The sequence below is a fragment of the Vibrio sp. Isolate22 genome, assembly GCF_022398115.1.
Taxonomy (GTDB): domain Bacteria; phylum Pseudomonadota; class Gammaproteobacteria; order Enterobacterales; family Vibrionaceae; genus Vibrio.
Window position 1 is genome coordinate 26370 of record NZ_JAKEUW010000050.1, and the last position, 15071, is coordinate 41440.

Here is a 15071-nt window from a genome sequence, read left to right on the forward strand (position 1 = left end):
ATGCGAATTATGACTCTGTTCATGTCGTTGTTAACGGTGTTCATGGCACCGAATGCATTAGCAAAAGAATACACAGTCGACAGTAACAAACTGACAATTGGTATCACACTTCAACCTTACTACAGCTACGTTAAAGCCGTAGTCGGCGACAAAGTGAATATTCTTCCTTTGGTTGACGCTGGTTTTAACCCACATAACTACCTACCACAACCGAACGACCTCAAGCGATTGAGCCAGATGGATGCAATCGTAGTAAACGGCATTGGTCACGATGACTTTGCGCTTAAAGTCATTGCAGCAGCGCAACGTGATGATTTGGTTGTGATCGAAGCAAACAAAGAAGTGCCTTTACTTCCGGCTCTTGGTCAATCTGTTGGTCAGGGTGCTGTTAACCCGCATACCTTCGTTGGGCTTTCGACAACCATTCAGAAGGTTTACACCATTGCCAGTGAAGTTTCTAAACTCGACCCAGACAACGCTGCGTTTTATCGTAAGAATGCGCGTAAGTACGCAAAGCAATTTCGTTTCATGAAGCGTGATGCGATGTTGTCATTAGGTGAGTTAGATACATCAGGCATGAAGGTTGCGACTACACACAACGCTTATGGTTACATTCTTCAAGAGTTTGGTGTTGATGTCGCGGCGGTAATCGAGCCAGCACACGGTGTTGAGCCAAGTGCTAGCCAACTTCAAGAGACGATCGAGAAGATCCGCGCGTCGGGTATTGATGTTCTGTTCTACGAGTTAAATATGCCAAACCGTTTTGTTGACACGATTGAAGCGGAAACAGGCGTTCAGCTTTATCGTTTCTCTCACATGACCCACGGCGAATATGAAGACGATAAAGTCGAAGTTGAGATGAAGAAGAACCTAGAAACGTTAATCGAAGCAATGAAATTTGCAGCGGCGAACCAAGCTAAAAGCGGGAACGCATAATGCTAGGTCCATCAATCTCAATCAATAAACTGGGTCTACAGTACGATAATAATGTGATTCTTGATGATATCTCGCTAGAACTTAAAGCGGGCGAGTGTCATGTGATCATGGGACCAAACGGTGGCGGCAAAACTTCTTTGCTGAGATCTGTACTTGGACTGACGCCCTTCTCTGGAGTGATCAACATTCATTGGCCAGAAAAGCCAAGTATTGGTTATGTGCCTCAAAAAGCGACATTCGAGTCGAGCTTACCTTTGACGGTCATGGACTTTGTTCTGCTAAATCAGACGCGAATCCCTCTGTTTTGGCGTCGTAAATCAAAGCAGTTAGATCTTGCTCTCGCGCAGTTAGATCGCGTTGGTATGGCGACTCGTAGCGACCGCCGTATGGGACAGCTGTCCGGTGGTGAGCAGCAACGTGTTTTGTTTGCTCAAGCGTTATTGGATAACCCGAGTTTACTGGTATTGGATGAACCTACGACGGGCATGGACGAGCAGGGCGTTCGCTATTTGGAATCGCTGATTCGTGAATGTGTTGACGAAGGCCGAACGATTCTAGCGGTTCACCACGATGTTACTGCGGTACGTCGACTTGAAGCGAACGTACATGTCGTTAATCGATTCTTAGTAGATAGTGGCCCGCATGAGCAAGTACTGCATCCAACGAAGATCGAAAGCCTATTCCAGCACTATAGTAGCGGCACAGTAATGACTGAATCGAAGGAGGTTGCGTAATGGATTGGCTACGACAACTTGCCATTAGTGGTGTGGAAGCGGGTTTCTTATCTGAAAGCTTCATGTATGCCTTCATGGTAAATGCTTTGGTTGCAGCCTTATTGCTTGGCCCTCTTTTAGGTGGTCTTGGTACTTTGGTGATTGCAAAGCGTCTAGCTTTCTTTTCTGAAGCAGTTGGACACGCGGCGTTAACCGGTATCGCAATCGGTGTTCTGCTTGGCGAGCCACCAGAAAATCCGATCATTGGGCTGTTTAGCTTCTGTATGATCTTCGCTTTGCTTCTGCACTTTGTAAGAAACCGAACCAACGTGCCATACGATACCTTGGTTGGTGTGTTCCTTGCGCTGGCGTTGGCAGTGGGTGCAGCGTTACTGATGTACGTGGCTCGTAAGATCAATATTCACATGCTTGAGAACGTACTGTTTGGTTCGATTCTTACGGTAACGGATCAGGACTTAGCGATTCTCGCAGGCAGTTGCGCGATCATCATTTTACTTTTGATACCGACATTCAACCGTATCCTACTTACCTGTATTAGCCCTGATATTGCGAAGGTTCGCGGTTACAACACCAGTTTCTACGACTACCTGTTTGTCATGATGATCACGTTAGTCACGATTGCTGCCGTGAAGATCGTAGGTGCAGTTCTAGTGGGTGCGTTATTGCTGATTCCAGGTGCGACAGCTCGACTACTAACTAAACGCATGGGTAGCTTTGTGTTGTTATCAGCTCTGCTTGCGACCATTGCTTGTCTGGTTGGTACGGTGTTACCAATGGAACTTAAATTGCCAGTTCCGTCAGGTGCTTCAATCATCATTGTTTCTGCAACGTTTTTCCTTGCAGCAACGCTATACCGAATTGTAAGAAAGGCGTAATCATGACTTGTTTAATGAATCGTATCTCGAGCTCAGTAAAAACAACTGCTCAAGTCAGTGTGCTTGGTAGTGTGTTAATGGCTGGCTCAGTGGTGTCACTTAAAGCGAATGCGGAAGATATTCTAACGAGTATACCTGTGACTTATGCATTAGCGACAGAGCTAACTAAAGGCACTGACATCACGACCGAATATCTGCCACCAAAACGCTATGGTATTGATCGTCTGCCGAATTGGTTTGGTACCAAGGGGGCAACTAAAGTGCTTAAGTCTGGCGAAAAGGCGACCGTTGCTCTGACACTGTCATCAATCTGGCAAGCAGACCCTACATTTGTATACGCAAGACAAGGCAATATTCGCTTGGTTGAGGTCGATGCGGCTCAAGCGATTACGCCGCGAGCACAAGGTGTTGCAGCACTTACGTTGTCGAATGGCGAAGTGTCTAAGTATGCTTGGTTAAACCCAACCAACTTAACGCGCATGGCTGCGATTGTGGCTGATGACTTTAAGTTATTGTGGCCAGAGCAGGCTGAGGCTATTGATAGTAATCTGCAGCGCGTGATGTTGGATGTTCGTGAACTGATCAACAAGCAACAAGCAATATTGCTTGATAACGAAGTGGACTCAGTACTCTTGCTTTCGGAAAGCTTGGAGGATTTTGCGTCTGGTAGCCAACTGTATGTTGAAGACCGCATGTTTAAAGCAGAGCTTGAATGGACAGAGCAGGACAGAGAGAAACTTAAAGCGATGTTTTCGGAAGATGATGCACTATGGCTTGTTACAGCGAAAAAGCCGAGCAACTTGATTAAATCTCTAGTACCTAATGAGCGTATTCTAGTGGTGGACTCAGTCGATCGTTGGGGCAGAGCAGGAATCAATGTTCAAGCACCATTCTCTCGTTGGGAAATAAAGCTATTCAAAGGCTAATCAACGAGATTCAATATATCATGATCAAAAAAGCAGCCTAAATAGAGGCTGCTTTTTTTGTACTTACCTTTTAGCAAAAAGCCAGGTAAGAATGCACAGTGAGCGCTTAACCTTACTCTGCAGCTTTAGTTTCTTCAGCTTCAACAGTTGCTTCGACAGCACCTTCCGCTTGCGCTGCTTGAGCCTGTTCTTCTGCTTCCATTTTTGCGCGTTCAGCTTTAGAAATGTAGCGAGGCTTATTACTTGTATGCAGTTTAGAATTCGCTTTTTTCTGCTTCTTTTTTAGAATTTGATTAATTTTTTTCTTACGGTTCATTACTGCATAGCCTTGTATTTAGTTTAGGCGGTGGAGGATAATCATTTTAGCTCTAGAACTCAATATTTACATGGTATTCAGCAAGGAAATATCGTCATGCAGGCAGTCGAAACCGCTCGTTTAAGATTAAGAATGATCACAACTGAAGATGCGGAATTTATCCAAAGGTTGTATAGCTCAGAAGATTTCTTGCGTTATATCGGAGACAAAGAAATAACCAACACGGCAAAAGCTGAAGAGTATATCGAGAACAACATCCTTAAGATGTATCAAGAGAAGGGTGTCTGTTTGTTGATGGTAGAAGTGAAAGCAACCTCAACGCCAATTGGAGTATGCGGATTAATTAAGAGGGATAGTTTAGAGTCGCATGATGTTGGCTACGGTTTTGATCCGGAGTTTTACGGTCAAGGTTATGCCCAAGAAGCGGGGGAAGCGATAATTGAACAAGCTAAGCAGAATGCTGATATCGATCATTTAGTTGCTATCACTACCTCTGATAACATTCGAAGCATCGCACTACTGACTAAACTTGGCTTTGCGTTCGAGCGGGTTGAAGACGTGATAAGTGAAAGCGTAAATCTCAACCTGTATAGCCTATCTTTGGGTAATTAATCATGTTCCAACATAACAATATTCTACAAGGCGAACTTGCGACGGAGTACAAAACCGTTATCGCGATGGTGCACATATACTGCAAAGATCACCACGGTGAAACTCGTCAGAATAACGCGTTATGTGAAGAGTGTTTGCAGCTGTTACGTTACGCAGAAACACGGCTTGATAGATGCCCTTATGGCGAAGCAAAACCAACCTGCAACAAGTGTCCGATTCATTGCTATAAACCTGACCCGAAAGAGCAGATGCGTTTGGTCATGCGCTATGCAGGGCCACGAATGTTGCTCAAGCATCCAATTTTAGCAATTCGACATTTGATTCATGAGAAACGGAAAGTGCCAGAAAAGCCGTTACCGAACGTATCTAATCGTCATATCCGAATGAATAAGAAGTAGCGGGTAAGCTAGAGACTATTCTTCCAGAAACAAAAAAGGTCTGATTTTTCAGACCTTTTTTTTGAGCGGCATCTTGTTTAGATAGTTAATTACTTTAAAAGTTTAAGCTGCTTGTGGTTCTTCATAAGTAACCGTCAGGTTGTTGATCCAACGGCGACTCAAATAACGGTGTGAACAAATAGCTAGCTTCACCACTTCTTCAACTAACATCAGGCCATAGATGTACTTGAAGTCCCATCCCGCGACAAATGCGCCGTAAACACAAACTGGAATGCCGACCATCCACATCGCGATGAAGTCCATGCGAAGACAGAACGCATTGTCACCACCAGCGCGAATGATGCCGTTAATAATCACCATGTTGAGCATACGAATTACGACCGCAAAGCACATGATCATCATCGCTGGTGAAGCGAGTGGGTATAAAGCGTCTGTGGTGAGGTTTAGCCAAGATAGAACATGCTCTTTCCCCATGAATAGCATCAACCCGACAACAGCACCAAAACCGACAACGGCTTTGATGAAGGTGAGTCCCATACTCATTGCATCATCGAATTCATCGCGACCCAGTGAGTGGCCAAGTAACACTGAACAGGCAACAGAAATGCCAAAGAACACCGAGTAACATAACGACTCAAACGGAGCGAGCATAGAGAATACCGCAAGCTCTGTCGTGCCCATGTGACCAAAGATCATCTGGTAAGCCATGGTACCCATTGCCCATAAAACAGCATTCATGGTCAGTGGCAGGGCAATACGACGGTAAGACAACCAAAGCGACGGACGATGTGGCGAGCTCGGTGTCGTTAATAGCCAGTGGTTGCGCATACGCATGTAGCCGTACATCAAACCCACTTGAATTAGTCGCGCTAGAGTCGTTGCTAATGCTGCTCCTGCAACACCCATCGCTGGAATTTCGAAAGCACCCTGTATAAGGATGAAGTTAAGTACGATATTGAGTGCAATCGTCACGGCACCAAGTAGAAGTGGGGTGACGGTGTCACCTGATGAGCGCATGCTTGCTTCAATCACAACCACAATATGAGTCAGAAGCAGAACAGGGAAGCCATACCAAAGGTAAGTCGCACCAAGCTCAATCACGGTTTGATCGCTGGTTTGCAACATCATCAAAAACTGTGAACCAAGAGTGATGATTGCCGTTACAGGCAGCAGAACTTTTAAGCCAAATACCATTGCGATAGAAGACACGGTTCGTGCGCTTTTGCGGTCATTTTTCCCCCAATATTGCGCTACCAATGTCCCGTTTGCTGAGGCCAACCCTGCCATAATCATAATAGCGACGAAGTGCCACTTTGATGCAATTCCCACAGCCGCTGCTGCTTCCATACCAAAATCGCTGACCATTAACACGTCAGCAAGGGCTAAAATAGCAACCAAAGCACTTTGCAAAGCAACAGGCAAACCAAGTTTGATGATGCGAGGTAATATGCTCTCTGGCTTGTTATTCATAGATGAGTTAGGGTTGATGTTAGTTGTCATAAGCTCTCCGATTTATGGCAGAACTATAGTGATTTGAGTGAAGTAACAACATGTTTAAAAAACAACAAAACCTGTGCGAATCCGTCATTGGTAATATGAAGCCAAAATCAACGTGGAAAGATGACGTGTTTCTTGCAGAACAATGTAAAGAACGTTTTTTGACCGTTGAAGATATCCCAGAGATGAGAAGCTGCGGTGTTTACATGGGGGGAATGGCAAAGCTGTATGATGCGTACTGGGTTGAACGCGAGTCGGTGGATGTTCATACTTTGATTTTTACTCAAGAAGGCGGCGGAATATTAACAACCGCGACCTCAGTACAAGCTATTACGCCTTATACGCTTGTGGTTCTTCCTGCTGAAACGCCATTTCGATTTGAACTTGATCCTCAATACAACTATTGGAAAATGGCGTGGATGCTGACGCCAGATACGCCACAGTGGCAACACATCGCGAGTTTGGGGCAGAGCATTGTGCCTTTTGGAGAGTGTGAGCAAATCTGGTCGCTGATGAATTTGGTTCATTTTGAAATTGGAGGCAGAGCGAGTTATCGAAAATTATTGATGAGTGAAATCATCCGTACGTTGACTGGGTTTGAACCTAAGTCGACCAGTACGACAGCGCGTGTTCAGGCGTTATACAATGAAATTGAAAGTAGTCTGCATTTACCTTGGACGGTTGCAGGGATGGCGGAGCGAGTGTTTATTAGTGAAGAGCAATTAAACCGAGTGACGAAGTCGCTATTCAATGTGTCTCCACGAAGCAAATTGATTCAGTTGAGAATGGATAAAGCTACCAGTTTGCTAAAGCAACAAGATTGGTCAGTATCTATGATTGCTAATCGTCTCGGTTATAAAGACCCTTATAATTTTTCTCACCGTTTTAAGAAACATTTTGGCTTATCACCTAGTCAATATCGTAAGAATTATCGGCTCACAAGCTAACTATTTGATCTGAAAAATAAAGTAAAATGTAGGTTGGTATGAAGGGCCAATTTAGGTTTGAACCCGCCTTAAAATATGATATAAAACAGTGTTCATTTGTGATGTCTTATAACCAAGAAATGCAGTAGATCTACTGTATTTTTCAAGATTGGTGTTATGTAGTTTTCCCTTACTTTTATGACCATACCTAGCTAAATAGATATGGTTGATCCACAAAATAAGAGGTAAGTAATGCCACATGATGTAACGGATATGCCGGATTTCACTACTGAACAAAAAATCGTTGTGAACAGTAGGGAAGTGAATACTAAAACCAAACTGGTTAGAAAGGAAGACAATGGTTCAATTGTAGGCACCTTGTCTGAACCTCATCGTAAGGTACTTTTTTATCTTTATCAGAACAAAGGCGTAGTTGTTAGCAAGAATATTCTTAAGCGTGTTGGGTGGCCTGGGAAATCGGTAACATCCGCGTCAGTGCTGGTTGCAATCTATGAAATCCGCCGAATGATAGACTGTAAATGTCTATACACTATACCAAATGAAGGCTATTTGTTAGAGCCTAGACCCTGCTGTTGATATTCTGTTCATATTCTTATAATAAAATTTTAATCTCTTTACCGTATACGCTCCTTTCATTATCTTCGAATTCAAGCGTCCATTTATAAGTGACGTTATTAAACACATCTCTTAATAAAGTTGTGTCGTTGGTTGCTCTGTTAGGGAATATAATATGAATACGGACTCTTCCCCTGTCATTGAGGGTATACGTGAAGAACAAAACGAGGTCTTGGAAGTTAACGGTAAGGTTATTGAGCTAAATACCAAGCTCATACGCAATTTGGAAAATGGTTATATCGTAGGAACGATGCCATTGGCTTATAGAAAGATGATTCTTGCTATGAATCGTCATCGTGGACAACTATTCAGTGTGCCGCAGCTAAAAAAAATCGGTTGGGAAGGTGAGAAGGTCACTAACTCTTCAGTGATTGTCGCTATTTCAGAGATACGTTCTATTCTTGGTGATGGCTTGATCCTAACGATCACTGGCGAAGGCTATGTGTTCCAACCCTAGTGTAATCTTCTAAATATTGTGTACAAAAAAGGGCGCTTCATTTGGACGTATTGTCTTTAGTGAAGAGCCCCTAAGTGTATCGCTCAAAGGTAAGATAACGACTTATTCGCCCGCAATTTGTAGATGAGAGCGTTTAAGGCTCGCAATCAACATGTAAATCGTCGTCGCTAGTAACGATGCAAACAGGTAAGTGAACAACCCTGCTTGTGAATCCATGAAGCTATCTGCCACGATCGGACCTGCAACAGAGCCAATGCTGTAGCAAAGCAGCATGATTTGAGTCACTGATACCAAGTAGCTTGGATCCAAGTTACGACAGCCCAAGTTAATAGCAATTGGGTAAAGCGCGAACGTTGCCATGCCTAGTACGAATAGGCTCATACCTAACACGTAGAAATCATGATTGATGGTTAACACGCCAATACTTGCTACGCCAAGTAGGCAGAACAGAGCCATTAGTAACACTTGACCTACATGGTGAGATAACCAAGTCACCATTGGTTGTACAGCCATACCACCCATAATAACCAACGCCATTAAACCGCCAATGTCTTCGTGCGCAATATTACGTTGTTCTAGCTCGACAGGCATTAAACCGTAAATAGCACCCAGTGTAAGACCTGATACGATGCAGCCGATTAACGCACTGTGGCTCAACTTGCTGATCTGTTTTAGAGATAAAGACTGAGCATCATGGATCTGTGGTGGTGTCGCTTGTCCGTACATTAATACAATGATCGCGCCAAATAGCAAAGTGAACATTGCAATAAAAGGTACACCGCCAGTAATACCTAGGTAACCAATACCTAACTGACCAACTGCAGAACCGCCGTACAGTGAACACATGTAAATCGCTAAGCGTTTTGCACGTTGTGATTCGTCACCGCTCATTAGCCATGATTCAACAATGACGAAAATACCCGCAACCGACACACCCGCAACAAAGCGCGCAATTAGCCACACTGCTTGGTGTGGGATCAATGGCAACACAAGGATCGTTGCGATAAACACGGTCAGTGCCATTACAAACGCGTCTTTGTGGCCGATACGTGCAATCGCACGCTCAATCAATAACGTACCCGCTAAAAGGCCTGCATAAAAGGCACTCGCCAACCAACTCGATAGATTACTGTCTAGGCCGTATTCAGATAGCATTAATGGCAATGAGCTCATTAGGTAGCCTGAAGCGATCGCGTAGAAAGACAGTGCAATAACTGGAACGGTTATGCGAGTTGTTGGTTGGATGTTGTCCAATGCAGGAGCCCCCGAAAGTGTGAGAAACGATGAATTTTCCGCGACTATGGGGGAGAAACTGAATTGGGTAAAACGAATAAAAATGGTCGTTAAGACAAAAGAAATTTATCGACTAACAAAACTAAAATACCGTTGCGATATATAGGGCGTGTTGATCTTTCGAGCTGATTTTTGCAGCGAGTTGCTGGGTATTTATACAAGGCAGAGGCGTCGATGTGTAGCTAGCCTACATGAGAAGCCGATAACGTAGTAGAAATGACCAGCAAACGCTGCCCGAAGGGTTCGGCTAAAAGCGTTTTACTCTTTGTTGAGTGAGATTTGCTTAGAATGGCTAGGCTACTTCTCCCTCGCCGCGATTAAAACGCTTTTATCTCGAACAAAATTTAACCACGAAAGGTCAACACGCCCTAATCATTTCACGAGATTTTATGTGGTCAAAAATCCGTTAAACCCTTGTTCATTGGCTATTTAATTAAGAGGGTGAAAACAAATTTATTTGTAGCGTTGAAATTAAATTTTAAGTGCAGTTTACGATAAGAGTGCGTCTTTTCGGTATTGACGTGGTGAGCTTCCACTCCATTTACGAAATGCGTGACGGAAGTTGGCACTGTCAGAAAAACCAACACGTTCAGAAATCTCTTCAATGCTCATTTTTGTCGACGATAGATAGTGTCGAGAAAGATGGAAACGAACGTGATCGAGTATTTTCTGGTAACTTGTATCGGCCGCTTTAAGATGGCGACGCAAAGTGCGAGAAGACATGCCCAACTCTGAGGAGATCGACTCTATCGATGGATAACATCCTGGCCTCTCAAGCAGCATTTGAGAGACTTTCTCTTTCAGGCTGGTGGATGCACTCACTTTTGCCAACATGTCATCACACGACTTGAGACACATTTGTAATGTAATGGTATTAGCGGTGGGCAGAGGAGAGTACAAGCTGGTCGCATCAAATTGCCATTCAAGGCGGTCGCTATTAAATTCAACAGGACAACGGAAAACCTCTGTATAAAGGTCACCGTACTCTGGCTTAGGATAAGGGAAACGGATCACTTGTGATGGAAAGGGCTGTTGCAGCACTTCTTCACACAGGCTTTGGATCGCCGCAAACCAATACTCGCAACAAAATGGCAGCACAGAGTCTAAGTCGATCAGTTGTTCTGCGCGAAAGTACCCAACGTTATCCTCTACAGACATGGTCTTTCTCAGTACAGGGCCAGCAAGTTGCAAATATTTAAACCCGATCAGTAAAGCATCTAACAGCGTTTCGCTACTGAACACCGCATATCCCAACACTCCAAAGTCGCTAAATCGGGCCTGCTGACCAACTCGTAAACCTAATCCGCCTTCATCCGTGTTCGCTAGTGCGTTACTGAACACCGCCAACTTTTGCGCCAAAGTAATGTGAGTATCTGGCGTATTGAGCTGAAGATCATCAATATTACTGCCTTCCAACAACGCTTCGATACTGAGAGCCGGTGACATGTAACGATGCAGTAGCTGAAGGTCAAGAATACCGAATGCTTGCATATCGGGTTCATAGACTGCGGTGTATTCCATAGAATTCCTCTTGTTGAAGTTTGTCATCTTAACCGAACTCTTAACATTTTCGCCTCTCGTTTGTTCTCACTTCCCTAAGTTAATTCAAAATTTTTATTCGTCAGTTCAAAGTTTTACTTGGCCTGTTAGAGCTGTGTCCGAATATCACCGGTTTTTGTCTTTTTGAAACCTGTTCGGGATGTTATCAAAATGTTGTAATTTCACAAGTTGCACATTGGTTCGTTTCCAACATTTTGCTCAATAATCACTTTTATTAACGTGACGCTCCAATATGCGACTCCCGTAGCAACAAAGACAAAACTCATTACAACGATTAAACGTCTAAGGCGAATGTGACCGCTGGGTCCAGCCAAACAAGGAGATCATGGATGCACAATCTTGCTGTTAACTTAGAACGTAGCGCTTCACTCTTTCCAACCAAAGCCGCCCTACGTATGGGGGCGGATGAAGTCAGCTTTGCTCAGTTGGAACAACTTGCAGGGAAGGTCGCTGCAAATCTAAAGCGACTTGGATTAAATAAAGGGGATAAGGTTGCACTGTCTTGTCCCAATGTGACTTATTTCCCCATCGCATATTACGGCATTTTGAAAGCTGGCTGCGTTGTCGTCCCTTTAAACGTGTTGTTTAAGGCGAGAGAAATTGCTTATCACTTGAATGACTCCGACGCGAAGGCCTACCTTTGTTTTGAGGGAACTGATGATCTTCCTATTGGGCGTTACGGACTACAAGGGTTTGCACAAGCAAACAAATGTGAGCATTTTGTCTCTATGCCGACCCCGTCAGGCAGTGATGCATGTTCTGAAGAAACCGCTGAAAAGAAGGAAGCCATAACCGATTGGTTGAAACAGCCTATAGAAACCTTTGAATCTATAGCCTGCCATGGAGATGATACAGCGGTTATTCTGTATACCTCAGGTACTACTGGCCAGCCAAAAGGGGCTGAGTTGTCTCACACCAACATGCAAACCAATGCAATGTCCTCGCAGTATCTGATGAGATTGGAATACAGTGATACAACAATGGCAACACTTCCTCTATTCCATAGTTTTGGTCAAACCGTAATGATGAACGCGAGTGTGTTGACGGGTTCAACTATGGTTTTGATTCCACGCTTCGAGCCATCATTGGTGATTGAACAGATCATTAGCCACAAAGTAAGCGTGTTTGCTGGCGTTCCTACCATGTATATCGCACTGCTCAGAGCGGGAGAGGAATCGTTAGAGCGTTCTGAGCAGGTTAAGCATAGCTTGAGACTAGGCGTGTCTGGAGGGGCATCTATGCCACTTGAGGTGATTCGTCAGTTTGAGTCTCGCTTTGAGCTGCCAGTATTGGAAGGGTACGGGCTATCTGAAACAGCGCCAGTCGCGACCTTTAATCACATTGATGGTGATCGACTATCTGGCAGTGTCGGCCAACCCCTGTGTGGACATCTTATCAAAATTACTGATGTACAAGGCAACTCGGTCGCAATGGGAGAGTTGGGTGAAGTGTGCATTAAGAGCCCAAGTGTAATGAAAGGTTACTATCAACGACCAGAAGCAACCTCAGAGGCGATCAGAGATGGTTGGTTTTTAACGGGTGATATCGGGCGTGTGGATGAGCACGGCAACTTGTTCATTGTTGACCGTGTGAAGGACATGATTATCCGTGGTGGTTACAACGTTTACCCGAGAGAGATCGAAGAAGTGTTGATGTGTCACCCGGATGTCGAGATGGTGGCTGTGGTTGGCGAACATCATGATCAGTTGGGGGAAGAGATTCATGCGCATGTGGTACTTCACGAACATACACAATGTGACAGCAAAGCGTTAATGGCATGGTGTCGAGAGCAACTGGCCGATTACAAATACCCTCGTAAAGTATTTATTCGTAGCGCGCTACCAATGACGGCAACAGGAAAAATCTTAAAGCGAGAGCTACATCCTTTAGAAGTTGCGGAGGCAATCAATGGATAACTATGACTTTATTATTGTAGGCGGCGGCTCAGCTGGGTGCGTGATGGCTTCTCGATTGTCAGAAGACCCAAATACGACTGTTTGTTTGCTCGAGGCTGGTGGCAAAGACACGAGCCCCTTTATTCATACTCCAGTTGGCGTTGTGGCGATGATGCCGACCAAACTCAATAATTGGGCTTTTGAGACGGTTGAGCAGCCGGGCTTAAATGGGCGTAAAGGTTATCAGCCAAGAGGTAAGACGCTAGGCGGGTCGAGTTCTATTAACGCCATGATGTACGCGCGTGGCCATCGTTATGACTATGACACTTGGGAAAGTTTAGGTAATGCAGGATGGGGTTACGAGTCATGCCTGCCTTACTTTAAGAAAGCTGAAAACAACGAAGTGCACAAAGATGAGTATCATGGTCAAGGCGGGCCTTTAAATGTGGCAAACCTTAGGTCACCGAGCCCAATGTTGGAGCGCTACTTATCGGCGTGTGAATCGATCGGTGTACCGCGAAATGAAGACATCAACGGAGCCGCTCAGTTTGGTGCCATGCCGACTCAGGTAACTCAGTTAAATGGTGAACGATGCAGTGCTGCCAAGGCTTATTTGACGCCAAACCTATCGCGTTCCAATTTAACTGTCGTAACTAAAGCGACGACTCATAAAGTCTTGTTTGAAGGTAAGAAAGCGGTTGGAGTTGAATACGGTTCTAACGGGAATCGCTACCAGATTCGATGTAACAAGGAAGTCATTTTATCTGCAGGCGCTTTTGGAACTCCTCAACTGTTGTTGCTGTCAGGCGTGGGTGCTAAAGATGAGCTGGCGGAACACAGTATCGAGCAAGTCCATGAGCTGCCAGGAGTGGGTAAAAACCTGCAAGATCATATTGATTTGGTGCACTCTTATAAGTGCAGCGAAAAGCGAGAAACCTTCGGTATTTCGTTGCAAATGGCCGCTGAAATGACTAAAGCATTACCTTTGTGGCATAAAGAGCGCCGTGGGAAAATGAGCAGCAACTTTGCGGAAGGCATTGGCTTTCTTTGTTCTGATGATCATATCGCAGTGCCGGATTTGGAGTTTGTATTTGTCGTTGCTGTAGTGGATGACCACGCGAGAAAAATCCATACTAGTCATGGCTTTACCTCACATGTCACCTTGCTGAGGCCAAAAAGCCATGGCACCGTGACACTCAATAGCTCTGATCCTTACGATCCACCAAAGATCGACCCAGCGTTTTTCAGTCACTCGGATGACATGGAAATCATGATTAAAGGGTGGAAGAAGCAATATCAGATGCTAGAAAGCGAAGCGTTCGATGATATTCGTGGCGACGCTTTTTATCCGGTCGATGCCAATGATGACAAGGCGATTGAACAAGATATCCGTAATCGTTCCGATACCCAGTACCACCCTGTAGGAACCTGTAAAATGGGCACTGCCGATGATGTACTGGCAGTAGTGGACAAAGATTTGAAAGTTCACGGGATGGAGAGTTTACGAGTCATTGATGCTTCGATTATGCCGACACTCGTGGGAGCGAATACCAACGCGCCAACTATCATGATCGCAGAGAAGATTGCTGACCAGATCAAAGAGCAATATGGTTTGAGTGAACAAAGCGACTTGAATCAGAAGAGTGATTTGAACAAGCATGAAGCAGGCGAGAAAGCAGAACACGAATTAAGTGTTTAGAAGACAATACGATAAATTGTTGTCTGAATATAGGTTATGAAGCCTTATTTATTAAGGGCTCATAACCTATTTTTGTTTTCAGCCCTAAACCACCTACTTCAGTAGGTGGTTATCATTCAGTTTGGCTTTGCCTGTAGTTCTACCCATGTTAAATGCTCCCTTGATTTTTAGCGAAGTCAAAGAGGACAAATAACATGAGCAGATATAATCAAGCTTCCCACGTATTTTGGAGATGTCAATATCACATAGTGTGGACACCAAAGTATCGATTTAGGATTTTGAAAAACAATGTAGGTAAAGAAGTTTATCGA

Annotated in this window: 16 protein-coding genes; 12 read left to right on the forward strand and 4 right to left on the reverse strand. The window is 44.5% G+C overall.

Translation table 11 applies throughout. From position 1 onward, the window contains the following. Genes L1D55_RS21095 through L1D55_RS21110 form a run of 4 tightly spaced genes read left to right on the forward strand, consistent with a single transcriptional unit; the run spans position 1 to position 3471 of the window. A complete protein-coding gene (locus tag L1D55_RS21095) occupies positions 1 to 936 on the forward strand; it encodes a zinc ABC transporter substrate-binding protein (protein WP_239918722.1) in 936 nt (311 codons plus the stop codon). Then, a complete protein-coding gene (locus L1D55_RS21100) occupies positions 936 to 1670 on the forward strand; it encodes a metal ABC transporter ATP-binding protein (RefSeq protein WP_239918723.1) in 735 nt (244 codons plus the stop codon). The genes L1D55_RS21095 and L1D55_RS21100 overlap by 1 nt, the downstream gene beginning before the upstream one ends. Continuing rightward, complete coding sequence (locus tag L1D55_RS21105; RefSeq protein WP_239918724.1) at positions 1670 to 2545, forward strand: metal ABC transporter permease; 876 nt, start codon at positions 1670 to 1672, stop codon at positions 2543 to 2545. Before L1D55_RS21100 ends, L1D55_RS21105 begins: the two co-directional genes overlap by 1 nt. Before the next feature lie 2 nt (positions 2546 to 2547). Further along, on the forward strand, positions 2548 to 3471 hold the full coding sequence (locus tag L1D55_RS21110; RefSeq protein ID WP_239918725.1) for an ABC transporter substrate-binding protein: 924 nt from the start codon (positions 2548 to 2550) through the stop codon (positions 3469 to 3471). Between the two features lie 112 nt (positions 3472 to 3583). Here the strand turns inward: L1D55_RS21110 and L1D55_RS21115 are convergent, their stop codons facing one another. Then, complete coding sequence (locus L1D55_RS21115) at positions 3584 to 3787, reverse strand: DUF2986 domain-containing protein (RefSeq protein ID WP_102425158.1); 204 nt, start codon at positions 3785 to 3787, stop codon at positions 3584 to 3586. A 96-nt stretch (positions 3788 to 3883) separates the two neighbouring features. Between L1D55_RS21115 and L1D55_RS21120 the strand changes: the two genes are divergently transcribed. Continuing rightward, entirely contained in the window at positions 3884 to 4399 is a 516-nt protein-coding gene (locus L1D55_RS21120; protein WP_239918726.1) for a GNAT family N-acetyltransferase, read from the forward strand. A 2-nt stretch (positions 4400 to 4401) separates the two neighbouring features. Further along, positions 4402 to 4797, forward strand: coding sequence for a nitrous oxide-stimulated promoter family protein (locus L1D55_RS21125; protein WP_239918727.1), 396 nt, complete (start codon positions 4402 to 4404; stop codon positions 4795 to 4797). 102 nt (positions 4798 to 4899) lie between these two features. Here the strand turns inward: L1D55_RS21125 and L1D55_RS21130 are convergent, their stop codons facing one another. Continuing rightward, a complete protein-coding gene (locus L1D55_RS21130; protein WP_239918728.1) occupies positions 4900 to 6297 on the reverse strand; it encodes an MATE family efflux transporter in 1398 nt (465 codons plus the stop codon). 50 nt (positions 6298 to 6347) lie between these two features. Here L1D55_RS21130 and L1D55_RS21135 point away from each other — a divergent pair, with 50 nt between their 5' ends. From L1D55_RS21135 to L1D55_RS21145, 3 genes are all read left to right on the forward strand, one after another. Then, positions 6348 to 7241: an AraC family transcriptional regulator gene (locus tag L1D55_RS21135; RefSeq protein WP_239918729.1), complete on the forward strand. Its 894-nt coding sequence runs from the start codon at positions 6348 to 6350 to the stop codon at positions 7239 to 7241. Positions 7242 to 7472: 231 nt separating this feature from the next. Further along, a complete protein-coding gene (locus tag L1D55_RS21140) occupies positions 7473 to 7817 on the forward strand; it encodes a winged helix-turn-helix domain-containing protein (RefSeq protein WP_102423106.1) in 345 nt (114 codons plus the stop codon). A gap of 154 nt (positions 7818 to 7971) precedes the next feature. After that, entirely contained in the window at positions 7972 to 8313 is a 342-nt protein-coding gene (locus L1D55_RS21145) for a helix-turn-helix domain-containing protein (RefSeq protein WP_061030905.1), read from the forward strand. Positions 8314 to 8415: 102 nt separating this feature from the next. Here the strand turns inward: L1D55_RS21145 and L1D55_RS21150 are convergent, their stop codons facing one another. Further along, a complete protein-coding gene (locus tag L1D55_RS21150) occupies positions 8416 to 9567 on the reverse strand; it encodes an MFS transporter (protein WP_239918730.1) in 1152 nt (383 codons plus the stop codon). 528 nt (positions 9568 to 10095) lie between these two features. Next, on the reverse strand, positions 10096 to 11127 hold the full coding sequence (locus tag L1D55_RS21155) for an AraC family transcriptional regulator (RefSeq protein ID WP_102425330.1): 1032 nt from the start codon (positions 11125 to 11127) through the stop codon (positions 10096 to 10098). 368 nt (positions 11128 to 11495) lie between these two features. Between L1D55_RS21155 and L1D55_RS21160 the strand changes: the two genes are divergently transcribed. From L1D55_RS21160 to L1D55_RS21170, 3 genes are all read left to right on the forward strand, one after another. Then, positions 11496 to 13082 (forward strand): long-chain fatty acid--CoA ligase, encoded by a 1587-nt coding sequence (locus L1D55_RS21160; protein ID WP_239918731.1) that lies wholly within the window; start codon positions 11496 to 11498, stop codon positions 13080 to 13082. Beyond that, positions 13075 to 14760, forward strand: a complete 1686-nt coding sequence (locus tag L1D55_RS21165; RefSeq protein ID WP_239918732.1) for a GMC family oxidoreductase N-terminal domain-containing protein — start codon at positions 13075 to 13077, stop codon at positions 14758 to 14760. The genes L1D55_RS21160 and L1D55_RS21165 overlap by 8 nt, the downstream gene beginning before the upstream one ends. Before the next feature lie 194 nt (positions 14761 to 14954). Further along, a partial coding sequence (locus L1D55_RS21170) for a transposase (RefSeq protein ID WP_239918733.1) occupies positions 14955 to 15071 on the forward strand: 117 nt, incomplete at its 3' end.

Bases quoted from the DNA above. Each gene is read 5' to 3' on its own strand.
- L1D55_RS21165 (WP_239918732.1), top strand. From the start codon at position 13,075: ATGGATAACTATGACTTTATTATTGTAGGCGGCGGCTCAGCTGGGTGC.
- L1D55_RS21160 (WP_239918731.1), top strand. From the start codon at position 11,496: ATGCACAATCTTGCTGTTAACTTAGAACGTAGCGCTTCACTCTTTCCA.
- L1D55_RS21140 (WP_102423106.1), top strand. From the start codon at position 7,473: ATGCCACATGATGTAACGGATATGCCGGATTTCACTACTGAACAAAAA.
- L1D55_RS21120 (WP_239918726.1), top strand. From the start codon at position 3,884: ATGCAGGCAGTCGAAACCGCTCGTTTAAGATTAAGAATGATCACAACT.
- L1D55_RS21095 (WP_239918722.1), top strand. From the start codon at position 1: ATGCGAATTATGACTCTGTTCATGTCGTTGTTAACGGTGTTCATGGCA.
- L1D55_RS21125 (WP_239918727.1), top strand. From the start codon at position 4,402: ATGTTCCAACATAACAATATTCTACAAGGCGAACTTGCGACGGAGTAC.
- L1D55_RS21155 (WP_102425330.1), bottom strand. From the start codon at position 11,127: ATGGAATACACCGCAGTCTATGAACCCGATATGCAAGCATTCGGTATT.
- L1D55_RS21110 (WP_239918725.1), top strand. From the start codon at position 2,548: ATGACTTGTTTAATGAATCGTATCTCGAGCTCAGTAAAAACAACTGCT.
- L1D55_RS21105 (WP_239918724.1), top strand. From the start codon at position 1,670: ATGGATTGGCTACGACAACTTGCCATTAGTGGTGTGGAAGCGGGTTTC.
- L1D55_RS21145 (WP_061030905.1), top strand. From the start codon at position 7,972: ATGAATACGGACTCTTCCCCTGTCATTGAGGGTATACGTGAAGAACAA.
- L1D55_RS21135 (WP_239918729.1), top strand. From the start codon at position 6,348: ATGTTTAAAAAACAACAAAACCTGTGCGAATCCGTCATTGGTAATATG.
- L1D55_RS21100 (WP_239918723.1), top strand. From the start codon at position 936: ATGCTAGGTCCATCAATCTCAATCAATAAACTGGGTCTACAGTACGAT.
- L1D55_RS21115 (WP_102425158.1), bottom strand. From the start codon at position 3,787: ATGAACCGTAAGAAAAAAATTAATCAAATTCTAAAAAAGAAGCAGAAA.
- L1D55_RS21130 (WP_239918728.1), bottom strand. From the start codon at position 6,297: ATGACAACTAACATCAACCCTAACTCATCTATGAATAACAAGCCAGAG.